This window comes from Sediminibacterium goheungense, from assembly GCF_004361915.1.
GTDB classification, from domain to species: domain Bacteria; phylum Bacteroidota; class Bacteroidia; order Chitinophagales; family Chitinophagaceae; genus Sediminibacterium; species Sediminibacterium goheungense.
The window spans coordinates 811,364-837,190 of record NZ_SNWP01000011.1; the positions used below are offsets into that span (position 1 = coordinate 811,364).

Annotated in this window: 25 protein-coding genes; 13 read left to right on the forward strand and 12 right to left on the reverse strand. The window is 40.7% G+C overall.

Going from position 1 to position 25,827, the window contains the following annotated elements; translation table 11 throughout:
* The first annotated feature begins 48 nt into the window (after positions 1-48).
* Positions 49-1,893: a cell division protein FtsZ gene (ftsZ, locus tag BC659_RS11195; RefSeq protein WP_133474842.1), complete on the forward strand. Its 1,845-nt coding sequence runs from the start codon at positions 49-51 to the stop codon at positions 1,891-1,893.
* A gap of 115 nt (positions 1,894-2,008) precedes the next feature.
* A complete protein-coding gene (locus BC659_RS11200; protein WP_133474843.1) occupies positions 2,009-2,932 on the forward strand; it encodes a TIGR01777 family oxidoreductase in 924 nt (307 codons plus the stop codon).
* Between the two features lie 61 nt (positions 2,933-2,993).
* On the opposite strand, the gene BC659_RS11205 is transcribed toward BC659_RS11200, so the two are convergent.
* The 3 genes from BC659_RS11205 to BC659_RS11215 form a co-directional block, all read right to left on the reverse strand.
* On the reverse strand, positions 2,994-3,818 hold the full coding sequence (locus tag BC659_RS11205; RefSeq protein WP_133474844.1) for an ABC transporter permease: 825 nt from the start codon (positions 3,816-3,818) through the stop codon (positions 2,994-2,996).
* A 20-nt stretch (positions 3,819-3,838) separates the two neighbouring features.
* Positions 3,839-4,735, reverse strand: a complete 897-nt coding sequence (locus tag BC659_RS11210; RefSeq protein WP_133474845.1) for an ABC transporter ATP-binding protein — start codon at positions 4,733-4,735, stop codon at positions 3,839-3,841.
* 255 nt (positions 4,736-4,990) lie between these two features.
* Positions 4,991-7,366: a 3-hydroxyacyl-CoA dehydrogenase/enoyl-CoA hydratase family protein gene (locus BC659_RS11215; protein WP_133474846.1), complete on the reverse strand. Its 2,376-nt coding sequence runs from the start codon at positions 7,364-7,366 to the stop codon at positions 4,991-4,993.
* A gap of 519 nt (positions 7,367-7,885) precedes the next feature.
* Between BC659_RS11215 and gatC the strand changes: the two genes are divergently transcribed.
* The 3 genes from gatC (at position 7,886) to BC659_RS11230 (ending at position 9,552) form a co-directional block, all read left to right on the forward strand.
* Positions 7,886-8,176: an Asp-tRNA(Asn)/Glu-tRNA(Gln) amidotransferase subunit GatC gene (gatC, locus tag BC659_RS11220; RefSeq protein ID WP_133474847.1), complete on the forward strand. Its 291-nt coding sequence runs from the start codon at positions 7,886-7,888 to the stop codon at positions 8,174-8,176.
* 26 nt (positions 8,177-8,202) lie between these two features.
* Positions 8,203-8,913 carry an ABC transporter ATP-binding protein gene (locus BC659_RS11225; protein ID WP_133474848.1) on the forward strand — a complete coding sequence of 237 codons (711 nt, stop codon included), beginning with the start codon at positions 8,203-8,205 and terminating at the stop codon, positions 8,911-8,913.
* Between the two features lie 78 nt (positions 8,914-8,991).
* The gene (locus tag BC659_RS11230) at positions 8,992-9,552 is read left to right on the forward strand and encodes a cob(I)yrinic acid a,c-diamide adenosyltransferase (protein ID WP_133474849.1); all 561 of its coding nucleotides are present in this window, start codon (positions 8,992-8,994) and stop codon (positions 9,550-9,552) included.
* Between the two features lie 57 nt (positions 9,553-9,609).
* On the opposite strand, the gene BC659_RS11235 is transcribed toward BC659_RS11230, so the two are convergent.
* Complete coding sequence (locus BC659_RS11235) at positions 9,610-10,173, reverse strand: PIN domain-containing protein (RefSeq protein ID WP_133474850.1); 564 nt, start codon at positions 10,171-10,173, stop codon at positions 9,610-9,612.
* Entirely contained in the window at positions 10,163-10,618 is a 456-nt protein-coding gene (locus tag BC659_RS11240) for a helix-turn-helix domain-containing protein (RefSeq protein WP_133474851.1), read from the reverse strand. The genes BC659_RS11235 and BC659_RS11240 overlap by 11 nt, the downstream gene beginning before the upstream one ends.
* A 504-nt stretch (positions 10,619-11,122) precedes the next feature.
* On the opposite strand from BC659_RS11240, the gene BC659_RS11245 reads away from it, so the two are divergent.
* From BC659_RS11245 to BC659_RS11265, 5 genes are all read left to right on the forward strand, one after another.
* Entirely contained in the window at positions 11,123-11,602 is a 480-nt protein-coding gene (locus BC659_RS11245; protein WP_133474852.1) for a hypothetical protein, read from the forward strand.
* Positions 11,603-11,844: 242 nt separating this feature from the next.
* The gene (locus tag BC659_RS11250) at positions 11,845-12,579 is read left to right on the forward strand and encodes an SMI1/KNR4 family protein (protein WP_133474853.1); all 735 of its coding nucleotides are present in this window, start codon (positions 11,845-11,847) and stop codon (positions 12,577-12,579) included.
* A 267-nt stretch (positions 12,580-12,846) separates the two neighbouring features.
* A complete protein-coding gene (locus BC659_RS11255; RefSeq protein WP_133474854.1) occupies positions 12,847-13,659 on the forward strand; it encodes an SMI1/KNR4 family protein in 813 nt (270 codons plus the stop codon).
* A gap of 441 nt (positions 13,660-14,100) precedes the next feature.
* Positions 14,101-14,529, forward strand: coding sequence for a hypothetical protein (locus BC659_RS11260; protein ID WP_133474855.1), 429 nt, complete (start codon positions 14,101-14,103; stop codon positions 14,527-14,529).
* Between the two features lie 178 nt (positions 14,530-14,707).
* Positions 14,708-15,466 carry a DUF4304 domain-containing protein gene (locus tag BC659_RS11265; RefSeq protein ID WP_133474856.1) on the forward strand — a complete coding sequence of 253 codons (759 nt, stop codon included), beginning with the start codon at positions 14,708-14,710 and terminating at the stop codon, positions 15,464-15,466.
* 89 nt (positions 15,467-15,555) lie between these two features.
* Here the strand turns inward: BC659_RS11265 and BC659_RS11270 are convergent, their stop codons facing one another.
* Complete coding sequence (locus BC659_RS11270) at positions 15,556-16,206, reverse strand: ABC transporter ATP-binding protein (protein ID WP_133474857.1); 651 nt, start codon at positions 16,204-16,206, stop codon at positions 15,556-15,558.
* Positions 16,207-16,340: 134 nt separating this feature from the next.
* Here BC659_RS11270 and BC659_RS11275 point away from each other — a divergent pair, with 134 nt between their 5' ends.
* Entirely contained in the window at positions 16,341-16,562 is a 222-nt protein-coding gene (locus BC659_RS11275) for a DUF2795 domain-containing protein (protein ID WP_026767946.1), read from the forward strand.
* 98 nt (positions 16,563-16,660) lie between these two features.
* On the opposite strand, the gene BC659_RS11280 is transcribed toward BC659_RS11275, so the two are convergent.
* From BC659_RS11280 to BC659_RS11305, 6 genes are all read right to left on the reverse strand, one after another.
* Positions 16,661-16,924, reverse strand: a complete 264-nt coding sequence (locus BC659_RS11280) for a SemiSWEET family sugar transporter (protein WP_133474858.1) — start codon at positions 16,922-16,924, stop codon at positions 16,661-16,663.
* Between the two features lie 81 nt (positions 16,925-17,005).
* The gene (locus BC659_RS11285) at positions 17,006-17,821 is read right to left on the reverse strand and encodes an enoyl-ACP reductase FabI (RefSeq protein WP_133474859.1); all 816 of its coding nucleotides are present in this window, start codon (positions 17,819-17,821) and stop codon (positions 17,006-17,008) included.
* 56 nt (positions 17,822-17,877) lie between these two features.
* Positions 17,878-19,530, reverse strand: coding sequence for a DNA repair protein RecN (gene recN / locus BC659_RS11290; protein WP_133474860.1), 1,653 nt, complete (start codon positions 19,528-19,530; stop codon positions 17,878-17,880).
* 416 nt (positions 19,531-19,946) lie between these two features.
* Positions 19,947-21,434 carry a bacterial transcriptional activator domain-containing protein gene (locus BC659_RS11295; protein WP_133474861.1) on the reverse strand — a complete coding sequence of 496 codons (1,488 nt, stop codon included), beginning with the start codon at positions 21,432-21,434 and terminating at the stop codon, positions 19,947-19,949.
* Between the two features lie 61 nt (positions 21,435-21,495).
* Complete coding sequence (locus tag BC659_RS11300; RefSeq protein ID WP_133474862.1) at positions 21,496-22,251, reverse strand: zinc ribbon domain-containing protein; 756 nt, start codon at positions 22,249-22,251, stop codon at positions 21,496-21,498.
* 36 nt (positions 22,252-22,287) lie between these two features.
* The gene (locus BC659_RS11305) at positions 22,288-23,400 is read right to left on the reverse strand and encodes a Nif3-like dinuclear metal center hexameric protein (protein ID WP_133474863.1); all 1,113 of its coding nucleotides are present in this window, start codon (positions 23,398-23,400) and stop codon (positions 22,288-22,290) included.
* A gap of 98 nt (positions 23,401-23,498) precedes the next feature.
* On the opposite strand from BC659_RS11305, the gene BC659_RS11310 reads away from it, so the two are divergent.
* Together BC659_RS11310 and BC659_RS11315 are read left to right on the forward strand one after the other, a co-directional pair.
* Entirely contained in the window at positions 23,499-24,383 is an 885-nt protein-coding gene (locus BC659_RS11310) for an aminotransferase class IV (RefSeq protein ID WP_133474864.1), read from the forward strand.
* A 67-nt stretch (positions 24,384-24,450) separates the two neighbouring features.
* Complete coding sequence (locus BC659_RS11315; RefSeq protein WP_133474865.1) at positions 24,451-25,764, forward strand: cryptochrome/photolyase family protein; 1,314 nt, start codon at positions 24,451-24,453, stop codon at positions 25,762-25,764.
* Positions 25,765-25,827: the final 63 nt, after the last annotated feature.

The window sequence follows — 25,827 nt, forward strand, 5'->3', positions numbered from 1 at the left end:
GTCCCATTGAAAACACAGTAATCTACTAACCCCACAAAAACGTTCTCTATGATTCACTTTGATCTTCCCAAACAGAAATCCTCCATCATCAAGGTACTTGGTGTAGGTGGCGGTGGGAGCAACGCCGTTAACTTCATGTTTGATCAGAATATCGAAGGTGTTGATTTTATTATCTGTAATACCGACGCCAAAGCCATCGAACAAAGTAAGATTCCCAATAAGATTCAATTAGGACCACACCTTACCCAGGGTCTGGGTGCAGGTGCCAATCCTGAAGTAGGTAAAAAAGCTACGGAAGAATCGCTGGAAGAAATCAAACGTATCCTGGAAGTAAATACAAAAATGGCATTTATTACAGTGGGTATGGGTGGCGGAACCGGTACGGGTGGTGCGCCTATTATTGCGCAGATTTGTAAAGAACTCGGCATTCTTACCGTTGGTATTGTAACGACTCCTTTCGGATTTGAAGGTCCACGCAGGCAGTTGCAGGCCGATGAAGGTATCCGTCAGCTAAAACCCTATGTAGATACACTGCTGGTTATCAGTAATGATAAACTGCGTATCCAATACGGAAACCTGAAAATGAAAGAAGCTTTTGCCAAAGCTGATAATGTACTCGCAACCGCAGCAAAATGTATCACTGATGTGATCAATAGTCGCGGACATATCATCGTTGACTTTGCTGATGTATGCACTGTTATGAAAAATGGTGGTGTGGCCATTCTTGGTAAGGCTGAAGTCGAAGGAGAGAACCGCGCTCAATTGGCTATAGAAGAAGCTTTGTCTTCTCCTTTATTGAATGATAATGACATCAGAGGTGCAAAATGGATACTCATTAACATCAATAGTGCCGAAGGTGATCATGAGTGTACCATGGATGAACTCGAAACCATTAACAATTTCCTGCGCATGCAGGCTGGAGAAGATACAGATGTAATTGTGGGTATGGGATATGATAATACACTGGACAAAAAAATCGGTATCACTTTAATTGCAACCGGGTTTGAACATAAAGATCCATTTGCAAAGCCTATTGAAGAAAAAAAGCCGGAGCCCAGGCAAGAGAAAATTGTAATGACACTGGATGTTGAACAGCCTGAAGCAAAACCTGTTCAGCAGCCGGTACAACAAACATTACCGCTGGAAGATAAGGACCCCTTTGCTCCAAGAATGGAGGAGGTGGTAGAAGAAGTGCCTGCGATTAATTTTTTCGCAACCACACCTGTAGTTCCCGAAGCCCCGGTTGAGGAAGCATCAGTAGAAAATTTTACGCTTCAGTTTGAGCTAAGTACAGAAATTACCGAGGAAGTGTTTGTGCCTGAATTACCTAAAGAGGAAGTGCATGTTTCCAAAACAATTGTTCAGGATCAAATGCTGCAGTTTACGGTAAATGAACAGCCTCAGCAACCTGCTAGTACAACCATGTTCAGTAAACCCATGAACATTTATGCAGAACCTGAAATGCCAGCACCTGCACCTGTTCAGGAAATAAAAGCAGCAATACCGGTTGTAGAAGAAAAACCGGTTGTACAGGAAGAAGAAATGCTGATGAAACTGGTGGAGAAAGAAGAAAAGCCCGCACAAGCTCCCGTAATAACACCAGCCAGTTTTATTGATGATTCAGTATTGGATGATGCGGAAGAGCAAAAAAGAAGAGCTGCAGAACGTATTCAGAAACTGCGTAATCTTTCTTTTAACATGAACAATAGTTCAGAGGCCAACAGCGAATTTGATAATGTGCCTGCTTATGTAAGAAGAAATATGGAGCTTTTCGGCAATACACTTACCTCTGTAGAAGACTTCTACAGTAAATATACAGTAGGGAAAGATGAAAATAATCAGACACAGATTTCCACCATTAATACATTTTTGGACGGAAAAAAGCCTGATTAACGATTGCTTATCATAGATGTTTTAGCCTGGTGATTTTAGTTGTTGACCCCGACCTTAGTGTCGGGGTTCTTTTTTCAACTTTTATTGACTGATATTTGTTGTATCAATAAAAAGCATGAAAACAGTACTCATTACGGGTGGAACAGGAATGGTTGGTAGGTATCTTACCCAGCTATTGATACAGAAAGGATACCGAGTGAACTGGCTTAGCAGACAGCAGGGAGAAACCAACGTACAGGGAAACAGGATACAGGTATTTCAGTGGGATATAGAAAAACAAATCATTAACGAAGAAGCTATATCATCTGCCGATTACATCATACATCTGGCAGGAGCTGGTGTGGCAGAAAAAAGATGGACAAAGCAACGCAAACAGGAAATACTCGACAGCAGAACCAAAAGCAGCGCTCTCATTGTAAAAGCAATGAAAGAAATACCTAATCAGGTGCAGGCAGTAGTAAGTGCGTCGGCCATTGGGTGGTATGGTCCGGATAATACAAAAAATCTAAAACCTTTTACGGAAGACATGCCAGTGCATCCCGGTTTTTTAGGTGATACCTGTAAGGCGTGGGAAGATAGCATTGCACCTGTACATACGCTGCTGCAAAAAAGGTTGGTACGACTTCGGATCGGTATTGTATTAAGTAACACAGGCGGCGCCATAGCAGAATTTAAGAAACCCCTGCGTATGGGTATGCTTCCCTTGTTTGGTTCAGGTAAGCAAATAGTAAGCTGGATACATATAGCAGACCTCTGTCATCTTTTTTTATATGCACTAGAAAACAAAGAAATGCAGGGTGTATTTAATGCCGTTGCCCCAAATCCGGTTTCAAGCCGTATGCTGATGGCGGCACTTGGAAAAAGTATGGGTAAATCTATGCTATTGCCTATTCCTATACCGTCATTCTTTTTGCGCTTATTATTAGGAGAAATGAGTATCGAAATACTCAAAAGCGCCACCGTTAGCAGCAAGAAATCAGAGGCAGCAGGATTTAGGTATGAGTATGCTGCAATAGATAAAGCAGTCGAACATCTTTAATTTTTTGATCTTTGATTTCTTGATTTGATTTTCATGAATCAAGAAATCAAAGATCAAAAAATCATAAATCTCTCTTACTATGTACCCTATAGCAAATGATCCAGATAATGGCAGTGATGGCCAGTGTTAATCCAACATGCATGGGAATGGCATCCAGTGCTTTCTGGTAGCCCGCTTTCATATCCTGTCCGAAATTGCCGATAAAAGCAGGTACAGGTATCAATCTATCCGAAACTTCAAAGGGAAAGAACTTACCTATATCATTTTTGACCTGATACTTGAACCAGGAAACAGCTATGTTTTCAAGAATGAGATAGTGGAAGAGGAAAATACCCAAGGCTATAAACGCTTTTTTAATCAGATAACCGAGTAAAAAAGCAATCGATAACTGTGCGAAAGTTTGTAAGAAAAATAAAGGAATGTATTGGAGCTGTTCTGACCAGCGATAAAAATTCTTACTATCTGTATAAGAACCATATCCAATGGCTACAATACTGTACGACAGTGTAATGATCGCCGTAACAATGAGTACATCACAAAGCTTACTCGTAATAAATTCTTTTCTGTCCCATCCGTCAATAATATTCTGTCTGTGAGTTCGGTAATTGTATTCATTGGTTACCAGCATGATCACAAGAATGGCAGGCAGTACAATAAAGAAAGAAGAGAAAAACGCAACTGTATGCCATGTTTCAGGAAAAGCATACGGATTGCCCAGAAACATTTTTGCGATGGCACCTGTTTCTTTTCCTTTGGTAATATCTTCATATACTTTCAGGAACATCAGGTTGATACTCGGATAGGTTAATGCTACAATACCCAGCATCCACCAGAAAGCAGGATATTTTTTAATTTTTAACCATTCTATTTTTATAAGGGAAAGCATAGTCTTTTTTTTAAGATGAATTAGTCGTTGGTTAATTCAAAGAATTTGGTTTCAAGGCTTTTCTTTTTCAGTAATAACTGATTAAGTATAATACCCTGCTCAAAACAATAACGGTTTAGATCTTCCATACGGGCTGTACCCAGCGGGAAATACAGTTCAAACAATTTACCGTCCTGTTTTACATGCGAATAGCCTTTGAATCCTTCCAACACCAGTTTCAGTTTCGCAGTATCGGTAGCAGATACCTCAACTATATCTTCATTCGCCAATACTTCATCTACTTTGCCGGCAGTAAGCAATGTGCCTTTTTTCAGAATGGCCACATGTGTGCATACTTTTTCTACTTCATCCAGCAGGTGACTTGCCATGATGATGGTTTTGCCCTCTCTGGCCAGTTGCTTGATGAGTTCCCGTATCTCTGCAATACCAACGGGATCCAATCCATTGGTAGGTTCATCAAAAACCAATACTTCCGGATTGCCCAGTAAAGCTGCACCAATGGCCAGCCGCTGCTTCATACCGAGACTATATGTTTTAAACTTACTTTTTTTGCGCGCAGATAACTTAACAATTTCCAATACACGGTCTATATCTGCAGCATCACCACGACCACTAATGGCCTTGGTAATATTGAGGTTGTCTACCGCAGAGAGATAATGATAGAAGTTAGGGGTCTCGAGAAGTGAGCCAATCTGTTTTCTGGTTTCGGGGGAGCCGGGTTTTCCAAACCAGGCATAATTGCCCGAATTCGCTTGGAGAATATCCAGAATAATACTGAGCATGGTGGTTTTACCACTACCATTCGGACCAAGGATGCCGAATACACAACCCTGAGGTACATCAAACGAAACATTGTTTAATGCCTGAATAGAGCCGTATTTTTTCGATATACCCTGTATAGAAAGAACAGGTTGCATAAGCAGTTGTTAACGATGAATAAATCGGTATAATAGATATACCTTCTTTCCGAAGATACTCAGAATAACAGGAGAATACAAGAAATGGGATGATCAGTTTTTTACATGTACCAGCGGTAGTTGGGAGGGCTGAGCTTACAGAATTCTCTGCGAAACCACCGTGATCTCATGTTGTCCGCGATTCCTTCCTCCGTCAGGATGACATCAGGAATCCCACCGCGGACAACATAAGGGTACAGCGTTTTAGCAGAGTGGTTAGTTTCTTAGTGGACGACCGCTTTTTAATACACTTTGAATACGCTCAAGTGTTTTTCTTTCACCACAAAGACTCAGGAAAGCTTCTCTTTCCAGATCCAGTAAATATTGTTCTGATACCATAGTTGGTTCACTCAGGTCGCCACCACACATTACATAGGCAAGTTTTCGGGCAACCAGTGCATCATGGTCAGTTGCATAATTACCTCTCCACATGCCATTAATGCCTGCGTACAAAGCACCCAGTGCTGATCGGCCAAGAACCTTAATATCAGTACGTTGAACAGGTGTGGTATAGCCACTGTCTGCTAATTCAATTACAGATTTCTTGGCTTCTGCAATTCTTCTTCCGAGGTTCATCACAATTTCATCGGCACCTTTCCGTAGAATACCCATTTCAACGGCTTCCTGTGCCGATGTAGCTACTTTGGCTGTAGCGATGGATAAGAACCTGTTTTTTAATGTAATGGTTTCGGGTTCATCTTCATGCATTTCATCGGCAGCACGTAGCACAAACTCTTTGGTACCACCACCGCCGGGAATCAGACCTACGCCCAGTTCTACCAGTCCGATATAGGTTTCTGCAGCAGCGCAGATTTTATCAGCATGCAGGTTCATTTCACAACCGCCGCCCAAAGTAAGGCCATGTGGTGCGGTAACCACCGGTACTGATGAATAACGTACACGCATCATGGTATTCTGGAACATTCTTATGGCCATATCCAACTCATCATATTCCTGTTCAATGGCCAGCATAAAGATCATACCCACATTGGCGCCGGCACTGAAATTAGCACCTTCATTTGCGATGACAAGTCCTTTGAATTTTTCTTCAGCCAAACCAATAGATTTGTTGATACCCTCGAGTACTTCGCCACCAATGCTGTTCATTTTTGTACTCCATTCCAATCCGGCAACTCCGTCACCAATATCATAGAGTCTGCAGGCACTGTTTTTCCACACCAGTTTATCCCGATGGTTGTTTAATACCAGGAAGGATTCACCACCCGGAATGGCTTTGTATGTTTTGGATGACTGATCATAAAACATCCTGCGACCATTCTCTACCTTATAAAAACTGGTAGCGCCTGCCGTTAGCATTTCGTCAACCCATGCCGCTACACTGTAACCTGCTGATTTCATGGCTTTAACGGTAGCTTCTACACCCACGGTATCCCATGATTCAAAAGCCCCGATTTCCCAACCAAAGCCGGCCATCATGGCATCATCCACACGATACACTTCATCGCTGATTTCAGGAATGCGGTGTGAAATATAGGAGAATAAAGAGAAATGAAAGGCACGGTAAAATTCACCGGCTTTATCAGTGGCAGCTGAGAGCATTTTAATTCTTTGCTTCAGATCGTCGATGGGTTTGGCGGCTTCAATGCTTGCAAATTTTGGTTTACTGCGTGGGCCATATTCCATGGTAGATAAATTCAGTGTCTGGATTTCTTTTCCTTCTGCTGATTTTATTTTTTTGAAGAAACCCTGACCCGTTTTATCGCCCAGCCAGTTATTGGCTACAATGGTATCGAGCCATGCCGGAATGGTAAAAATATTTTTTGCTTCATCATCCGGACAATTACCTGCTACGCCTTTTGCTACTTTCACCAATGTATCAATACCAACTACATCTGCTGTTCGGAAAGTGGCCGATTTGGGCCTGCCAATGATGGGGCCGGTAAGTGCATCTATTTCATCAATACCCAAACCCAGCTTGTCCATAATGTGAAAAATACTCATGATGCTGAACACACCGATACGGTTGGCGATAAAGGCAGGTGTGTCTTTACATAAAACGGTTGTCTTCCCTAAATACAAATCACCATACTGCATCAAAAAATCTACTATCTCAGGGTCGGTATATGGTGTTGGAATGATTTCAAGGAGACGCAGGTAACGTGGTGGATTGAAAAAATGAGAGCCGCAGAAATGCTTTTTAAAATCATCACTTCTGCCTTCTGCCATCATATGAATGGGAATACCCGAAGTATTGGAAGTAACCAATGTACCCGGCTTGCGAAACTGTTCTACTTTGGTATAGATCAGTTGTTTGATATCGAGTCTTTCCACTACTACTTCAATGATCCAATCACAACCTGCGATATCTTTCATGTTATCATCAAAATTGCCGGTAGCGATTCTCTTTACAACGGCTTTTGAATATACCGGAGAAGGGTTGCTTTTAATGGCAGCCTGTAAAGCATCGTTTACCAGTTTATTGCGTTCTGCCGGTTTGGTACTTTCTTCTGCACCTTTGGCAACCATATCCAGGAGGAGTACCTGTACACCGATGCCTGCAAAATGACAGGCAATACGTGAACCCATGACGCCACTACCCAATACTGCAACTTTTTTGATGGAACGTTTCATATGTATTATGCTTTACCGGAAAATTAGTTAGTTATGCAACTATTTATACCGAAGGTAAGGGAATTTATTTTTAATGCAGGTGGCGATGGGGCACAAAAAAATATCAAACAGTACGGGTACTGTTTGATATTGATGGCTCTTCAGTAGGATTGCTGTATCAGCATATTACTCTTCCGACGGAGCCGCACCTTTGTATGCCATATACAGGCATCCTAGGTAAACAATTAAGAGTACGAAGACTAACATAATCTGGGGGGATTTTGTTTCTACAATTTATAATAAAAAACGCTTATTCGACTTAGGTTTAACAGTACTTTTATTCACGTTGTGTGAATAGTAAATCTAAATAGCCTGATTTATAGTGTCTTAGCGGAATGTTAAGTTTCCTGATCGCCTTTGATAGTGAAAACAGTGCCAGTCTTAAAAATCATAACAGACGAATTTTACTTTTGTTTTGATTTTTTTGCCACTTAACAATATTCGGTGGTATTTGGCCTGCTTTCAGTTATTTTTGTTTACATGGAACTGACACCCGAACTTGTTGATCACCTGGCCCATTTATCAAGGCTTCATTTTTCAGATGAGGCCAAGAAGGAAATACAGGAGGATCTTCAGAAAATGGTAGCATTTGTAGAGAAACTGTCTGAAATAAATACAGACGGGGTAGCTCCGATGCTTCATATGGGACAGGTTTTCAACGTGTTGCGTGAAGATGAAGTAAAGGGATCGATTGACCGTACCACTGCACTAAAAAACGCCCCGGGTGCAAGTGATGCTTTTTTCAGGGTACCGAAAGTGATTAAAAAATAAATCAGTAAAACACATACCATCCGCTCATGTCAAATCAGGTAATTATCCGGCTAGAAAACATCCAGAAAAGTTATTTTATGGGTAACCAGGCTATTCCCGTTTTGAAGGGCATTTCACTGGATATTCATAAAAATGAATATGTGGCACTCATGGGTCCGTCGGGAAGTGGTAAGAGTACACTCATGAATATATTGGGTTGTCTGGATTCTCCAACAGGTGGCAAATACATATTAAACGATAAGGATGTAAGTAAAATGGCTGATGATGAGCTGGCAGAAGTCCGTAATTCAGAAATCGGTTTCGTGTTTCAGCAATTCAATCTGCTGCCCAGGTTAAGTGCGGCAGAAAATGTGGCATTGCCACTAATTTATGCAGGCGTTGGTAAGAAGGAAAGAATGGAAAGATCGATGGAGGCTTTGGAAAAAGTAGGGTTGGCGGAAAGAAGCCACCACAAATCGAATGAATTGAGTGGCGGACAGATACAGCGTGTAGCCATCGCCCGGGCACTGGTTAATAATCCCTCTATTCTGCTGGCAGATGAACCTACCGGAAACCTCGATTCGAAAACTTCTGTGGAAGTGATGGAAATATTTGGAAAACTTCAGCAGGCTGGCAATACCGTGGTACTGGTAACCCATGAAGAAGATATCGCAGCTTATGCACATAGGGTAGTACGTTTACGCGACGGACTGGTTGAAACCGATAAAACAAAAAGCACAGCCATGGCTCATATATAGGCCGTTGTTATATATATCCTCCGGAATCTTATTGAACCAATCAACCCTATTTTTGTTTTCAACAGGAATACAGCAATAATGGCACTAAAAATATATACAAAAACAGGTGATCTGGGAAAGACTTCTCTTATTGGGGGAACCAAAGTACCGAAAAGTCACATACGTATAGATACATACGGTACAGTAGATGAACTGAACTCTCATATCGGATTGGTAGGCGATTATTTTGATGAGCCCCAGTCGCGCTCCATTCTCAAAGAAATCCAGGATCGCTTATTTACCATTGGTTCCTCTCTCGCCTGTGATCCGGATAAAGAGCCACTGATGAAGATTCCTGATTTAAAGGAGGCGGATATTATCATGCTGGAGCAGGAGATCGATAAAATGAATGAAATATTACCACCCATGAAATTTTTTGTGTTGCCGGGTGGTCATGTAGCGGTATCTACCGCTCATATTGCACGTTGTGTTTGCCGCCGGGCAGAACGCTGCTGTGTAAATATGCAGGAACAGGAAATTTTTGTGGATCCATTGGTCATTAAATACCTGAACCGTTTGAGCGACTATCTCTTTGTACTATCCCGCTTCATCGCCCATCATTTAGGTGTTTCAGAAATAGCATGGAAGCCGAGGGTGTAGAGGGAGTGAATGGTGAATGGTCAATGGTGAATATAGAATCATTATTTTTCGTGAGATCTATAGTAAGGCATGTAGGTAGTTTGCGGTGTCTTTTAGCCCTGCATTTCTCAGTAGATTCAAAACCTCAAACTCATCTTGTTTGGGATTCTTTTTATTTAGAACCATTTCCTTAAAAGCATTCACTGCTTGTTCCTGATTGAGGTCAATAATATCGGTGAGGAAATCATCAGCAGTTTTTGCATATAAACTAAATGATTGTAAATATGCTTCCGGGAAATCTTTGATATTATTTGTAACGATCAGATTTGCATTCGTTTTAATGGCGGCCGCCATAACGTGACGATCGTCTTTGTCGGGTAATACTAAATGGTCTATTAGGCCTTTGTAATTTTGTACTAATGCATCAGGAAAAGCAGCGTTTGCTTTTGCTATTCTTTTCTCCGCCTCTTCTTCAGAAATGCCCTTTTCAATCATTACTCTTTTCCACTCATCGAAAATATGTTCGCTCCATTTAGGTGTATAAAGGTCATAATAGGCAAACCAGAACAATATATCTCTGATAATGACAGGATAAACAACATTGGTATCCAACACAACTGTAAAGCGCACACTATGAATCATACAAACCGGTTTCTTCGTCCAGGTTCATGATGTCAACGATATTTTGTTTCTGTTGCTCCTTCATTTGTTTTCTATACTTCATAATATCATCGAATTGTATTCTTCTGTGCTTTCCCACTTTTGTAAACGCAATTTTCCCGTCTTCAAGTAGCTTTACTAAATGAGGTCTTGAGCAGCCGAGTATTTCAGCCGCAGCCTGTGTAGTTACTTCGGTAGCAATAGGTACAAGAGAAATTAATTTGCCTTGTCCCATCGCTTTCAAAATATCTCCCAACAGCTTCAATGCACTTAGCGGGATTTTGATTTTTTCGCTTGTTTCTTCAATTTCAATTTCGGGTTGTTCTGAATGTAGTTGCTCTATCACGGAAACTAAAGCGTCGTAAGATTCACTTGCAATCTTTTGGTCAAGTTTTGAGGGTTTTCTTATTTGCTCTAATACTTTCATGATGATCAGTTTAAATGCTAGTGCAAATTAATCGAAATAAACGAAATAAACAAAATAAGCGAAACTGGTTCTGGTATAGTAAAAGCTGGTTTTTGGTACGATAGCATTCAAAAAGGAGGCTTTCTTCGGGAAAATACGCTTTTTAAAGGCAGATCATCTATACCAAAGCCGTACCAAACAGGGGTTATACTCGTGCCAGCCTCGGCCGTTCTTCGGGAATTTCCCGAAGCGGCTTCGGGAGGGCTTCGGGAATTCCCGAAGAAACCTCAAAGAAAGCCCGAGCAAAGACCGACTGTGGTGCGGCTGTGGTGTTACCGATGTGTGGAAGAGATTCGGAGGCGACACACGAAATAAAGGGATCTATCTATTGCAAAATAGAAATATTTGAAATATTTTTATACGAAATGAGTGTGTTTCGCAAAACATAATTCAATTGAGTAGGTTGGCGAAATTGAGTTTCGGCGATCTACAAGTTATGCGGCAGCTTATAGAACCTTCTAATTAATGACAGACAATAAACTCAATAAAGACGAAAAGCAATCAGAGCTTACAAAGTATCGAGACTTAGTTTTAGCAACACTTGACTATTACCTTGAGAATGACGTAATGCATATCAAGACGGCTGACTTTGACTCAACAGAACATTATAAAGGACTTAAAATACAGACCGAGGAAAATTATCAAAAAGGACGTTTAAAAAGACTAAAGCAATGGTTTCGTGACTTGACAGAAATGCAAGCAGAAACTGGTGACTTGAAATTTAACAAGTACCTGCAAGACAAAACTAAATATGACATAAACATTTTTAAATCCTACTTCCAACGTGTTAACAAGGTTATCGAGAAAGGCAAAATCACAACTGACAATCAGTTCTACGACATAAATATGATGGTTGACCAACTCTGCCAAACAGAACCCGTTGACAACACCAAAATAGAAATATTAAACAAGCTTTTAAGCGAATACGAACAACAAAAATCATGAACAACAAAAAAGCCGACCGCATAACATTGGGTTTGCTGCTATGCTGGCTGACGAATAAATCCTCGTCATTTTTCGCTATCAACTTTTGTTCCGGCAAACGTTTTTCAATTTGGCTTTTAGTTTTTAACTTCAACTATAAATTTTTAAATGGGCTTTAGTTCCGGGTTTGACGTTAAAAAATACCAGCACAGCAGCAGCAAGCCCTGCCCGTTGCCTGCAAGCTTAAAAGCCCCCCTCTACTTATGACAGTAACTGAAAAACTAAAGTCTATTTTGAATGAACAATATATTTCAGAAGACGGAGAAAAATATCAAATTGCATTGTTGCCAGGTTTGACTGAACAAGAAATTGATAGTTTATCAAAGGGAGTTCCAGGCGGACAAATCCCAAGTGATATTCGAGAGTTGTTAAAGTTTGCAAGCGGCTTTGAAATTAGTGGACTTGAAGAAATCACTTTTACTGGTATTGGGCAGTTTGGTTTTGAAGAAATATTTCCAAATTCAGTACAACTTGCAGGAGACGGTTTTGGAAACTTTTGGATTTTAGATATTGACCAAAATGGTAGTTGGGGAAATGTATTTTATGTTTGTCACGATCCAGCAGTTGTTGTAAAGCATTCGGACAGTTTATTAGAATTTATTCACCACGTTGACGAGTTTGGCAAGAAAGGAAACGCTTCAAATCTTGACATTATTCACGAAAAGACAGTGAAGGAAATTTGGCAAAACGAGAGCGGCTTTATTGATATTGACAATGCAAGACAATCAAACGACTTGACTTTAAAAAAATTTGCTTTATCGCTTGCAGATAATTTCGTTATTGCTGACTTGAGAAACAAACCAAATAAGAGTGGGTTTGCTTGGGGCAAGTTCGGAACCAAAATTGAAAATGCAGTTAGACATAACATTGAGCCTTTGTGGGCAATTGAAAAACAAATAAAAAGAGGCGGCTTCTTGTCAAAACTATTTGGGCGTTAATAATGGTAAACAGACAAGCCAGCGGGCTGGCATTGGGTTTTATGCAAGTTGGACATGAACAAAAAAAACATCAGCCAATTGCAAATCCAAGCTTCAGTTCGGGCAGGACGAATTAATCTCAATTTAGTTCTTAAATTCAACCTTATATTTTTAATCAGCAGCGGCTATGGGTGGATGGAATACTAATTCCGAACCTGCATAAAGCCTTGCCCGTTAGCGGTTGGCTAAGACAATCCTCGTTTTCAAAAGACTAATTATAAAAACGATATGAAGGAAGATGGAATAGATACTATTTGGCAAGTACCAAAGTATTTACCCTACGTACAGCCAAACTTGACTGAAGATATTATAGCTAATGCTGAAAAAAAGATAGGTTACAAGTTGCCTAAGGAATATATTGACATTTTGAGAATTCAAAATGGTGGTTACATACGGTTCAGGTTACCTGAGACGTTACATGAACAAATTTATGGGATTGGTCCATTTTTTCCTTCTTTAACTGACTACGATTGGACTGACTATGAAGGCACTGTAGGTTTTGAACTCAATGGACTTATTCCGTTTGACGGTGATGGACACTGGTATCTGTGCTTAGATTACAGACAAGGTAATACAGAGCCAGAAGTTACATTCATTGACACAGAATCCGATTACGAAAAACCAATCGCAACAAATTTTAAAGAATATCTCCAATTACTTGAGATTAACACTGACAATGCTTTTGTTATAGCAATAAGTTTTACCATTCAAGAGTTAGTGGCGAAAATTTCAAGTATTGCGGGCATAGAATTTGAAGAGCCGAATAGTTTTGATCATGGCTATCCAATTTATCGAAGTAAATATAATGAGAGCTGGGTTTGGATAAGCCCCAATAAAGTACCAGCTGGATTTATAAGAGAAAGCGATGACAGGTATGAAGAACTAAAATCACAGAAGCTGCAGATATCGTTAAGACATCCTGAAATTTCCGGTGACTTTTTTTTTATTACTGTTTCTGAAGATTTGCAAAGAGAAAATTTGTTTGCTATTCTGGCAGAACACGGCATTAAAATTAATGAGGCAAAAACATACTTTGAGTAAAGTTCGAACCCCTAACATGGAGTTTAATGTAAGTCGGGCTTGACCTTAACATTGAAAAATCAACTATGTGTAAGCATCAGCAGCGTTTAGGGCTCAATGTTCAATTTTAGTTCTTAATTTCAATAACATATTTTTAAAAGGTTATTTGTATTAGGCTGGACAATCAATAAATACCCTGCCTTCGCAAATACTCGAACGTTATACGCCATTTTAGGGACACACATGATAACTACTGGAGACTTTAAAAAGCAAATAGCAAAACCTTCTGCAAAAGAAATGTGACTTCATGGTTTTAAAGGGACAGGCTTTGAATACAAAAAAGAAATAGACGACTATTTAATTGCTATTTATATCGACCTAAGCAGATGGGGCGGCAGTTGTTCTGCAGGCTTTGCTATACATCCCAAAATAATTGATAAAGATTATAATGGCAAAAAGGTATTGAGTAAACTTAAGACCGATCAATATGAATTTAAATTCGGCTTGACACCTTTTGCAAGGGGTGAGCGTTGGGAGTATGCTGACGATGAAGGAACAAATCTTGAGACACTGTCAAAAATATTGAACATAATTAAAGACAAAGCTTTTCCTGTAATTGAAAAATTTAAAGCGACACCGAATATTCTTGAGCAATTTGAAGTTTTTGAAATGAATAGGTTTCACGACAACTTGACAAAAAGATTAGGTACCTCCATCGCCACAACTGACTTACGATTTGCATGGGCAATGACAATTATATTTGAAAATAAAAATTTAGCAAAGGCGAGACAGTTTGCTAAGTGGGCGCTTTCTCAACCGAACAATTTTAATTCAGATTGGTTTGGTAATGAGGACTTCCATCGTGTGCTGACTAAAAACAAAGGTGCATAACAAAAGTATTTACAAAAGTAGAACTGAAATATGTCATATAAGCTAAGTGTAGGACTCATCGTTCAATTTTAGTTCTTAACTTCAACAACATATTTTGAATGGGTATTTGTACTAGACTGGAAAATCAATGAACTCCGTAGCTTCGCAAATACTCTAACGTTATGGGATATAATAAAAAATGATAGACCGAGACCTTAAAATAGAATTTGAAACTTTAGTTAAGGAAGTAGTTGCGCCTATTTTCCATAGACTTGGGTTTAAGAAAAATGGAAATAATTTCTACAGAGAAATAAACGGAATCGGACAGGTTTTTAATATTCAACAAAGCCAATGGAATTCCAAAGAAGATAAGACTTTTGTTTTTAATCTTGGATTAATTGACAAAGAAATTTATTCTCAAATCTACAACAAAGAACTTCCAAAATTTCCAAAAGAATATGACTGCGAAATTAGTCTACGAATCGGACACTTAATGAACAAAGGCGACAAATGGTATGACTTGAATAAGCGTACTGAGTTATCAAAACTCAAAGAACACATTAATCATGACCTTGAAAATTTTGCAATTCCCTTTTATGAAAATTATTCTGACCCTAAGAAATGGATTGAATTTTTTGAATGGAAGTATGAGCCGCTTATGAGTCCTATAGGAAAGTTTTTAATTTTAGAACGATATGGACAACGCGACAAAGCAGAATTATTTTGGAATAAACTATACAATGAAGCATTGACACCAAAGCCAAGTGTAAGCGAGATTCACACAAAGAATGGAGAAATAATTAGAACCGAATCTGAGCCGACTGTAAATAAAGAATGGGTTGGTAGACTTGAGGACTTTGCAAAAAGAAAGAACATAGAGCTGAAAATTGCGCATCATAATAGTGCCTTGCCAAAAGCGAGACAGTCGTGGTTAAAGAAACTTTTCGGTTCCGAATAAACATTAGTGATAGTTAACTTTTATAAAGTTCCGAAACTTTCCAAATGTGTCGGCTAAAATCAACGACATACTTTATATACCCTTTAAAGTTAAATAATTTTCCCATCCTTCATATGCAACACCCGGTCGCTTAGAGCTGCCAATTCTTCATTATGTGTCACAATCAAAAAAGTCTGTTGAAACTGCTCGCGTAGTTTTCCGAAAAGTGCATGTAATTCCCGGGCATTGGTACTGTCAAGATTACCGGTGGGTTCATCTGCAAAAATGATATCGGGCTGGTTAATCAATGCCCTTGCCACCGCAACACGCTGCTGCTCACCGCCAGATAATTGATTGGGTTTATTCTCCAGTCTGTCAGCCAAACCTAATAGATCGAGTAGCTCTGCAGCTCTTTTTTCCACATTTTTTTTAGGGGTACCGGCAATCCATCCGGGAATACAAACATTTTCTATGGCTGAAAACTCAGGCAGCAGGTGGTGAAACTGGAAAACAAAGCCCATATGCCGGTTACGAAAAGCTGCCAGTTTTTCCCCTTTTAAATGGTCAATCTGCTGCTCATTGAGCCAGATAGCGCCACTGTCGGCCTTGTCTAAGGTGCCGAGAATATGCAGTAAAGTACTTTTTCCGGCCCCGGAAGAGCCCACAATGCTCACCATTTCGCCACGGGCGATGGTGATATCAACGCCTTTCAGCACTTCCAGTTGACCATATTTCCGGGTGATATTAGCCGCTTTGAGCATGTATTAGACCTGTTTAGACGTTCAAACTTAGCCTATATCAGCCTTTTTTTAAACATTTCTTTACACAGGAAGCCCAACCACATTTGGTGGTATCGTATATACGGTTACATTTGCAAAAAATTAAAAGGTAAGTTATGTTCTGGACATTAGAATTGGCAAGTTACCTGGAAGAAGCTCCCTGGCCAGCCACAAAAGATGAACTGATTGATTATTCCATCCGTAGTGGTGCACCTATTGAAGTGGTAGAAAACCTCCAGGAACTGGAAGATGAGGGTGAAGTGTACGAGAGCATAGAAGATATCTGGCCAGATTACCCCAGCCAGGAAGACTTCATGTTCAATGAAGACGAATACTAATACCCGCTTTCAGGAAGAATAGATTACAAAAAATCCCGCCTCTCATCAGTGGCGGGATTTTTTTGTACTGATAGCTTTTAGCCATTAGCCTTTAGCTGTTAGCTTTTCTTTTTAAAAGTTAGTTTAAAATAGAACAGTACCAGCGTCAGGGCCAGCACTATAAAGTTGGCTACAATGACCGGACCGCTTTTGATGGCAAAGCCATAGACCAGCCATACAAGGGTGCTGGTAACAACAATGGTAATCATCCAGATACTCAGGTCGCCCACACTTTTCGACTGCCAGGATTTATATACCTGTGGAATAAAAGTAATCGAGGTTAAAAATGACCCGAGATAACCCACCAGTTCGATCCAGTTCATAAAAGATTATTTATTGATGTCTGATGTCTGATGTCGGATGTGTTTTAAATCAGACATCCGACATCAGACATCAGACATTATTTATTCAACACCTAGTTTCGTCATTACATCCATACTTACCCCTGTGGTGGAATAACCGCCATCGTGGAAGAGGTTTTGCATGGTAACCATACGGGTGAGGTCTGAAAAGAGTGTGATACAGTAGTTGGCGCAATCTTCTGCACTCGCATTACCCAATGGTGCAATGGCATTGGCATAATCAAAGAAATCACCAAAGCCTTTGATACCGGAACCGGCTGTGGTTTTGGTGGGAGACTGCGATACCGTATTGATACGAACTTTTTTCTCCAGTCCATAATGGTAACCAAAACTACGTGCAATCGATTCGAGCATGGCTTTGATATCAGCCATATCTGTATAGAAAGGATAGGTACGTTGTGCAGCTGCATAAGAAAGTGCTACCACACTGCCCCATTCATTGATGGCATCCAGTTTTTTGGCAACAGCCAGCATTTTATGCAGCGACATCGCTGATACATCAATCCCTTTCATGAAATACTCATAATTGGATTCGGTATATGGTATTTTTTTACGGATGTTGACGCTCATACCAATGGAGTGAAGTACAAAGTCAATTTTGCCACCCAGTACTTCCTGCGATTGGGTAAATAAAGTGGTTAGCTCTTCAACACTGGTAGCATCGGCCGGAATGATTTGTGAGTTGGTTTTCTCAGCCAGTTTATTGATTTCACCCATACGCATAGCGATAGGTGCATTGGTTAATACAAAAGTGGCGCCTTCTTCGTGTGCTTTTTCAGCCACTTTCCAGGCAATAGAATTTTCATCGAGGGCACCGGTAATAATACCGCGTTTTCCTTTGAGCAGGTTATAAGCCATATTGGTTTTTTTAAAATGGTTAAGCGGGGTAAAAGTATAGAATATCAGTTAAACCGTCAGTTCATCATTTCCCGGGCATTTTCCAATGCCGCAGCAGTAGGTTTTTCGCCACTCAGCATACGGGCAATAGCAGTGATGCGTTCATCCATATCCAGCTTGCGGATATTCGTTTTTACGGCGTTTCCAACGATTTCCTTATACACAAAATAATGGGTATCGGCCTTGCCAGCAATCTGGGGCTGATGGGTAATACAGATGATCTGTCTATTGGCGGCCATGGTTTTCATGATCAGTCCTACCTGTTTGGCAGCCTCACCGGAAATGCCCGTATCTATTTCATCAAAAATCATGGTAGGCAGGTCGATAGAAGCGGCTACGAGCGATTTGATGCACAACATCAGTCTGCTCAGTTCACCACCGCTGGCAACTTTACGGATGGGTTCAAAACGATTGCTCTTATTGGCGTCGAAAAGAAAATCTATCTGGTTCAGGCCATATGCATGTAAAGCCACCGTTTTCATCTCCACTTTCAGTCTGGCATTCGGCATACCTACCTGGGTAAGTAAACGATTCACATCTGCTTCCAGTGGTTCCATCTTTTTTTGTCTGTTCTGCGATAATTGCGTTGCCAGTTTTTCTGCGTCTTTGTATAAAGTGCTTACTTCTTTTTCTTTTGCACTGATGGCATCATCAATATTCAAAACGGCTTCTAGCTTTTGGGCCAGTTCCTGCTGTAGTGTAAGTAGTTCATTTGTGGTCTGAAGTGCATGTTTCTTCAGCAACTTATAACCTTCTGCCAATCGCTGGTTGATCCATTCAATTCTTTTTTCATCAAACTGAACATGGTCGTTGATATGATCAATTTCACCGGCAATATCCTGTAGCTCCACCTGCGTGCTCTGTAACCTGGTAATAATACCGTCGAGGTCTTTGTGTACATCAGCAAAGGGCTGTAGCTGTTGTATGAGTTGTTTAAGCGTAGTAACAATGGGTTGTTCACTTTCTCTTAATGTATAAAATACTTTGTTGAGTGCCGATTTAATACCTTCAGCACTGCTCAGTATTTTTAGTTCCTGATCAAGTTCCTCCAATTCATTTTCTTTGAAAGAAAGATCATTGAGTTCATCAAATAAAAACTGATGGTAGTCGGCTTCTTTGGTAAAGGCATTTTTTTGCTCCTGTAGTAGCATCAGTTCTCTGGAAGCCTGCTGCCATTGCTGAAATATTTTTTTGTATTGCTGTAAAATACTTTCATTGCCAGCCAGTGCATCCAATACTTCCCGCTGGAAATCACTATCACCCAATTCAAGTGTATCAAACTGCTGATGAAGGTCTACAAGAAGGGAAGCCAGCTGTTTTAATTGCTGAACAGTTGCAGGTGTATCATTGATAAAGGCCCTGGATTTTCCATTCGCCGCAATTTCTCTTCGCAAAACAAGTTCCGAATCGTCATCAAATTCCTGCTCCTGTAAAAAAGTGGTTACCGCTGTTTTAGCCTGAATACTAAAAACACCTTCGATAAAACATTTTTTGGTACTGTTTACCAGCACCGAACTATCTGCACGTTCACCCAGTATCAGGCTCAGGGCTCCCATCAGAATACTTTTACCGGCACCTGTTTCACCCGTAATAATATTGAGTTGATCAGAGAAATGAATCTCTATCTCATCAATGATGGCATAGTTCTGTATGTGAAGCTTTGTGAGCATAGTTTTTTAATCGTGAATGGTGAATGGCCAATGGTGAGTAGTGAGTAGTCAGTAGTGAGTGGTTTAGCCATTCACAATCAACAATTCACTTTGATAAGGTCGCAAGCTTCAAGCTACTTGCTTCCAGCCCATTTGCTACGTCATCCAAATTTCCATAATTAAATCCGGTATTCAATTAGCTATTAGCAGTTAGATATTAGGTGTTAGCTAATTTGTGCCAAATTTACCATATCACACTATTCTAAATAAATCCGACATCAGATATCAAAGCTATTAGCTACTAGCTTCTAGCTACTAGCCAATTAGCGTACCATTTATATCATCTGCATTATTTAAAAATCAGACATACATCCGACATCAGACATCTGCGATCTGCCATCTGCCATCTGCCATCCGTGTGCAATTTATGGAAAAGACTATTCCCCCTTACATCTCAATATCCCCGATTTCGCTCTCTGGTCCAGGGAATTTTTATATTCATGATCGCCCATGTCTAAACAACGCTGGTAGTATTGTACAGCCAGCGATTTCTGGCCTCTTTTTTCATAAATCTGTCCTATTTGCACTGCTGCACGGGCTGCATAATATTCTTTTCTGAATTCGCCTAGTCTGATGGCGGCGAGATAGGCATTGATGGCTTCATGATCTCTCCCTAAATCATCATAAATACGTGCTACACGGTAAACGTATTCGAGACGATCTTCTTCTTTCTCAAAATCATTTTCTGTTTTTCCATGCAGTAGGGTTAGTGCCTCCCGGTGATAACCACCATCATTCAAAAAACGGGCTTTCAATAACAGCATATTAGGCCAGAAATTGGCCTTGGCATCTTTCAGCGCTTTCTTGTCTGCATCTGAATCGGTATTGCCTTTGGTAAGTACCAGTTGTCTGGCTTTTTCTGCAGCTGATGTATTTCCCTCTAAATAATAGCTTAGTCGGATTTTATCATATACATCTTTCACATAAAAATTCCCTTTGAATTTTTGCAGAAACCGTTCAAAATAGGGGATGGCTTCTTCGGGTTTTAACTGATAAAGTTTTACAAAACCCATTTCAAAATCCCAGATCGGTATATCGAGGTATTCAGCTGAACTGTTACGGTTTTGTACAATCTGCTGTGTGAACTGCGACTGCTTATTATTCAGGCTCAGGTTGGCTGCCATCCAGCCATGCAAGTGATTATTTACCAGGTCCAGCTTCTTCTGCTGTATAAAATCCATTGCCTCTTCTTTTTTATTGTCCATATAAAAGAGGAGGTATGGATAAATAAAACAGGCTTCATTGCTATATATTTTCGCCATTGGATCATTGCTGTTTATAAATGCCTGAACAGTTTTCAAACCTTCTGTAACAGAGCCACGCATGCCCAGTACATTGGCAAGCCATTTATAGCCTTTGGGAATGGTGCCAATCATGGTTTGCAGAGTTCCGTATAGCAGATCATCTGCTACAAAACGGGGGAATTCTTTTTTATTGTCTTTCAGTAAGATCCAGGTACGGCGTATATCCCATCCAGCCTCCCACATTTTACCAAATTTAATGGCTGATGCAGCTTTATGAACACGAACTGTACTCAATGCAAAACGATGAAAGGGTGAATTTTCCGGCCCTTCATCCAGTATATCTATTCTTTCACCGAATCGCGGATACCTGAGTTTATAATCAGCCGGATTTTCATTGAGAAAGAGGATGAGAAAATCAATATAGCTTTCCAGTACAACAGGAATCAGGTTGTTAGGGTTCTGCTGACGTGCTTTCTGAATCAGTTCCTGTCCATGTTCAATTTTAAGGCGTGTAATTTCATAATAGGCCTGCTGGCATGTGGGAGTAAAGTCGTACACTTTCTGGCCGATAGCCGAAAGAGAGAGGAAAAACAACAGGGTCAAAATAGCCGTCTGCTTCATGCAGCCCGAAAATAAGAAAGGACAGCCATAGCTGTCCTTTCTAAATATATAAAAGAAGTAATTATTTTACTTCTACGCTATCATTTAAATCAGCATCTACCAGGATACGACCGCAGTTTTCGCAAACGATGATCTTTTTGTGCAGGCGGATCTCGCTCTGGCGCTGAGGTGGGATAGAGTTAAAACAACCACCGCAGGCATCACGCTCAACAGGCACTACCGATAAACCATTTCGGTAGCTCTTGCGGATACGATCGTAGCTATAGAGCAGGCGCTCATCAATATGGCTGCGTGCTTCAGCACTCTGTTTGTTGAAATGGGTTTCTTCTTTCTCCGTATCAGCAATGATTTTTTCCAGCTCGCTTTTTTTATGGTTCAATACACCATCTTTTACAGCGATCTGTTTTTTAGCTGCTTCCAGTGCTTTCACTTTTTCAGCCAGTTCTTCATTCGCATCGCGAATATGTTTTTCAGCCAGTTTAATTTCTAACTGCTGCATTTCAATTTCCTTATTGATGGCTTCAAACTCGCGGTTGTTCTTCACATTCTCACTTTGCTTCTCATATTTTGCTATGAGTGCCTCACTTTCCTTCATCGCATTTTTCTTGCTTTCAATGAATTCAGTGATACCATTGATCTCTTCTTCAACGCGGGTCTGGCGGCTCTGTAAACCCTGAATCTCATCTTCCAGGTCGCTTACTTCCATCGGAAGTTCACCTTTCAGAATCTGGATCTCATCCAGCTTACTGTCGATCTTCTGCAATTTGAGCAGGTTAACCAGTTTTTCTTCAACCGAAAAATCTTTAACGGAAGCCATATTGTATAAGTGGTTTATTGTAAATACTTGATCCTTTTACTTGCTTTCCTCACCCGTGAAGTAGTTCACCACATTGGTTTTTACCTCCGATTTGAGGACGGCAAAGGTAGGGAATTTAGCCTGTAAAACATCAATCAGCAGGTCGGTTGTATATTGTTCGCTTTCCCAATGGCCAATATCCGCAATCAGTATCCGGTCATTGGCATCAAAAAACTCGTGGTACTTGAAATCGGCCGAAACATACACATCTGCACCTTTAGCTACCGCTTTTCCGGTTAAAAAGCTGCCGGAACCCCCACAAAGGGCCACTTTTTTGATCTTTTTGCCCAAAAGCGGGGTATGTCGTACGATTTTCAGCCCAAAACTGGTTTTCAACATCTGTAAGAAGAAGAATTCGTCCATGGGCTCGGGTAATTCTCCTATCATTCCGCTCCCAACATCCTGATAATCATTCGATAAACTAACCAGGTCATAAGCTACTTCCTCATAAGGATGGGCCTCAAAAAGGGCAGCCAACACCTGTTGCTGGCGCCAGGCAGGAAAAATCACCTCAATCCTGCTTTCCGGCTCAAAATGGGTTTTGCCAATGGAGCCAACATGTGGCTGCGTGCCCTCGCCGGCCTGAAAACTACCGGTTCCTTCCACCGAAAAACTACAGTGGCTATACTGACCAATATCGCCTGCCCCGGCAGCAAAAAGCGCATTTCTCAGTTGTTCAGCCTGGGCATGTGGTACAAAACTGTGTAGTTTCATCAGCAAGCCTGCTTTGGGAGCCAGTATTTTCCGGTTCAGTAAGCCTAACTTATCGGCTATCCTGTTATTGACGCCTTGTATTACATTGTCGAGATTGGTATGGATGGCATAAATAGCGATATCATTTTTGATGGCTGCTATCACCGCTTTCTCTACATAATTTTTGCCATTGATCTTTTTGAGACCTCCAAAAACAATCGGATGGTGGGCCACTACCATATTGCATCCTTTGGCTTTTGCATCAAGGATCACCGCTTCTGTTGCATCTAGTGAACAAAGTACACCCGTGCATTCCCAGGAAGCTGAACCCGTAATTAAACCTGCATTATCGTACTGTTCCTGTAAAACAGGTGGTGCCAGTTGTTCGAGAGCCTGAATAATTGTATTTATTTTCATATGCCCATTTATATTGATGTTAGCCACATAGAATTCGCCTGTAAACATTTATTTTATTATCAAATTTTTGTTACGGCCCATTTCATATTTGCTGATTGATGACAGCAAGTTACCTTCATTCTATAATTGATGGTATGCAGGAAGGAGATTTTCTTTTTTACGACGGACAGATTTTACGATCCAACAAACTACTAATATCGCCCAATAACCGATCTTACAGGTATGGGGATGGCTGTTTTGAAACCATGAGGCTCATAAATGGGAAAATACAATTGGCCAATTATCATTTTGAACGCCTGCTTTCTTCACTGGAAGCCCTTCATTTTAAAAAATCGGGCTATTTCACAGCATCCTGGCTGGAAAGACAGATACTGGAACTGGCTGAAAAAAACGGACACTTAAAAAGTGCGAGAATAAGGCTTACCGTAACCAGAGGAGAAGGTGGGGTATATGATGAACAAAACCAGTTTCCTTACCTGCTCATTCAAAGCTGGCCCTTATCGTCTACAACGCTGGTATTAAATGAAAATGGATTGGTAGTGGATGTTTACAAAGATGCCAGAAAAGTGATGGATCGTTTCTCATCCATCAAAAGCAATAGCTATCTGCCTTATGTAATGGGGGCATTATGGGCAAAAGAACAGCAACTCAATGATGCCATTGTGCTAAATCCTTTTAACAGGGTAGCAGATGCCACCATTGCCAATATATTTATGGTAAAGGATGGCATCATTAAAACACCATCACTTGCGGAAGGCCCTGTAAATGGTGTAATGCGCCGGCATTTATTACAGGTACTACATAAAGAACATATGCCGGTGGAAGAAACAGAACTTACACTGGACGAACTTTTTGAAGCATCTGAAATTTTTCTCACCAATGCCATACATGGTATCAGATGGGTTAAACAACTGGGAGAAAACAATTACACGAATATGCTCGTGCAGCAATTACATAAATTGCTGGTGAAATCTTATCAATAATATGTTTTGATCAGTTGCTATTACTGAACCATTTGTTTGGGTGGGTGTTACAGCTAAAATTATCGTCATGAAACCTCGTATACGGGTAATGTGGTTCCGCAGGGATCTCCGTTTATCAGACAATGCAGCTTTGTATTATGCCCTTCGTTCAGGAACGCCCGTGTTGCCCATATTTATTTTCGACAGAAATATCCTGGATAAACTGGAAGATAAGAATGACAGAAGAGTGGAGTTTATTCATGCCGCCATCACTGAAATACAGGAGCAACTGCTGAAGATGGGAAGTTCGATGGAAGTGTATTATGGATATCCCGAAGAAGTATATATAAAGATACAAAAAAAGTATGATATAGAGGCTGTTTTCACCAACCATGATTACGAGCCTTACGCACAGGAGAGAGACAATGCTATTGCAGCCATTTTGCAGGCACAGGGAACTGATTTTAAGAGCTATAAAGATCAGGTGATTTTTGAGAAAAGCGAAGTGGTGAAAGACGACCATAAACCCTATACTGTTTTCTCACCTTATGCAAGAAAATGGAGAGCGAAGCTTACTGACTTTTACCTGAAAGCCTATCCGACAGAAATATATTTCCATAATTTCTACAAGCAATCACCTGTAGCTGTACCATCACTCGAATCGATGGGCTTTCATGCGGTTGATTTACCATTCCCATCTAAAGCACTCGAAGAAGCCATCATCAGACATTACGGCGAGAACCGGAATTTCCCGGCTTTGGAAAAAGGCACTTCAAGGATGGGTGTACATCTTCGCTTTGGAACAGTGAGTATTCGTTACCTCGCCCGCAAAGCCATGGAATGGAATGATGTGTACCTCAATGAATTGATATGGCGCGATTTTTATCATGCCATCCTCTGGCATTTTCCGCAGGTGGGCAAAGGCGCATCCTTTAAACCGGAATATGATAAAATTGAATGGAGAAATAATGAAGCAGAATTTGAACACTGGTGCAGGGGTACTACCGGCTATCCGATTGTAGATGCAGGTATGCGAGAATTGAATGCTACAGGGTATATGCACAACAGGGTTCGTATGATTGTGGCATCTTTCCTTACCAAGCACTTGCTTATCGACTGGCGCTGGGGCGAAGCTTATTTCGCACAGAAATTACTCGATTTTGATCTGGCTGCCAACAATGGTGGGTGGCAATGGGCCAGCAGCAGTGGTTGCGATGCTGCTCCTTATTTCCGTGTATTCAATCCAACCCTGCAAACTGAAAAGTTTGATAAAGATTTACGGTATATCCGTAAATGGGTTCCTGAGCTCAATGAATTCAATTATCCTAAACCCATTGTGCAGCATGAGCTGGCAAGGAAGAGGGTGTTGGAGGTTTATGCCAAAGGGCTGAAGGGGCTATGATGATAGGCTGCGAGCAGTGAGCCTTGAGCTGCCAGCTTTTATCTGTGGTTCTCTTAATAAATA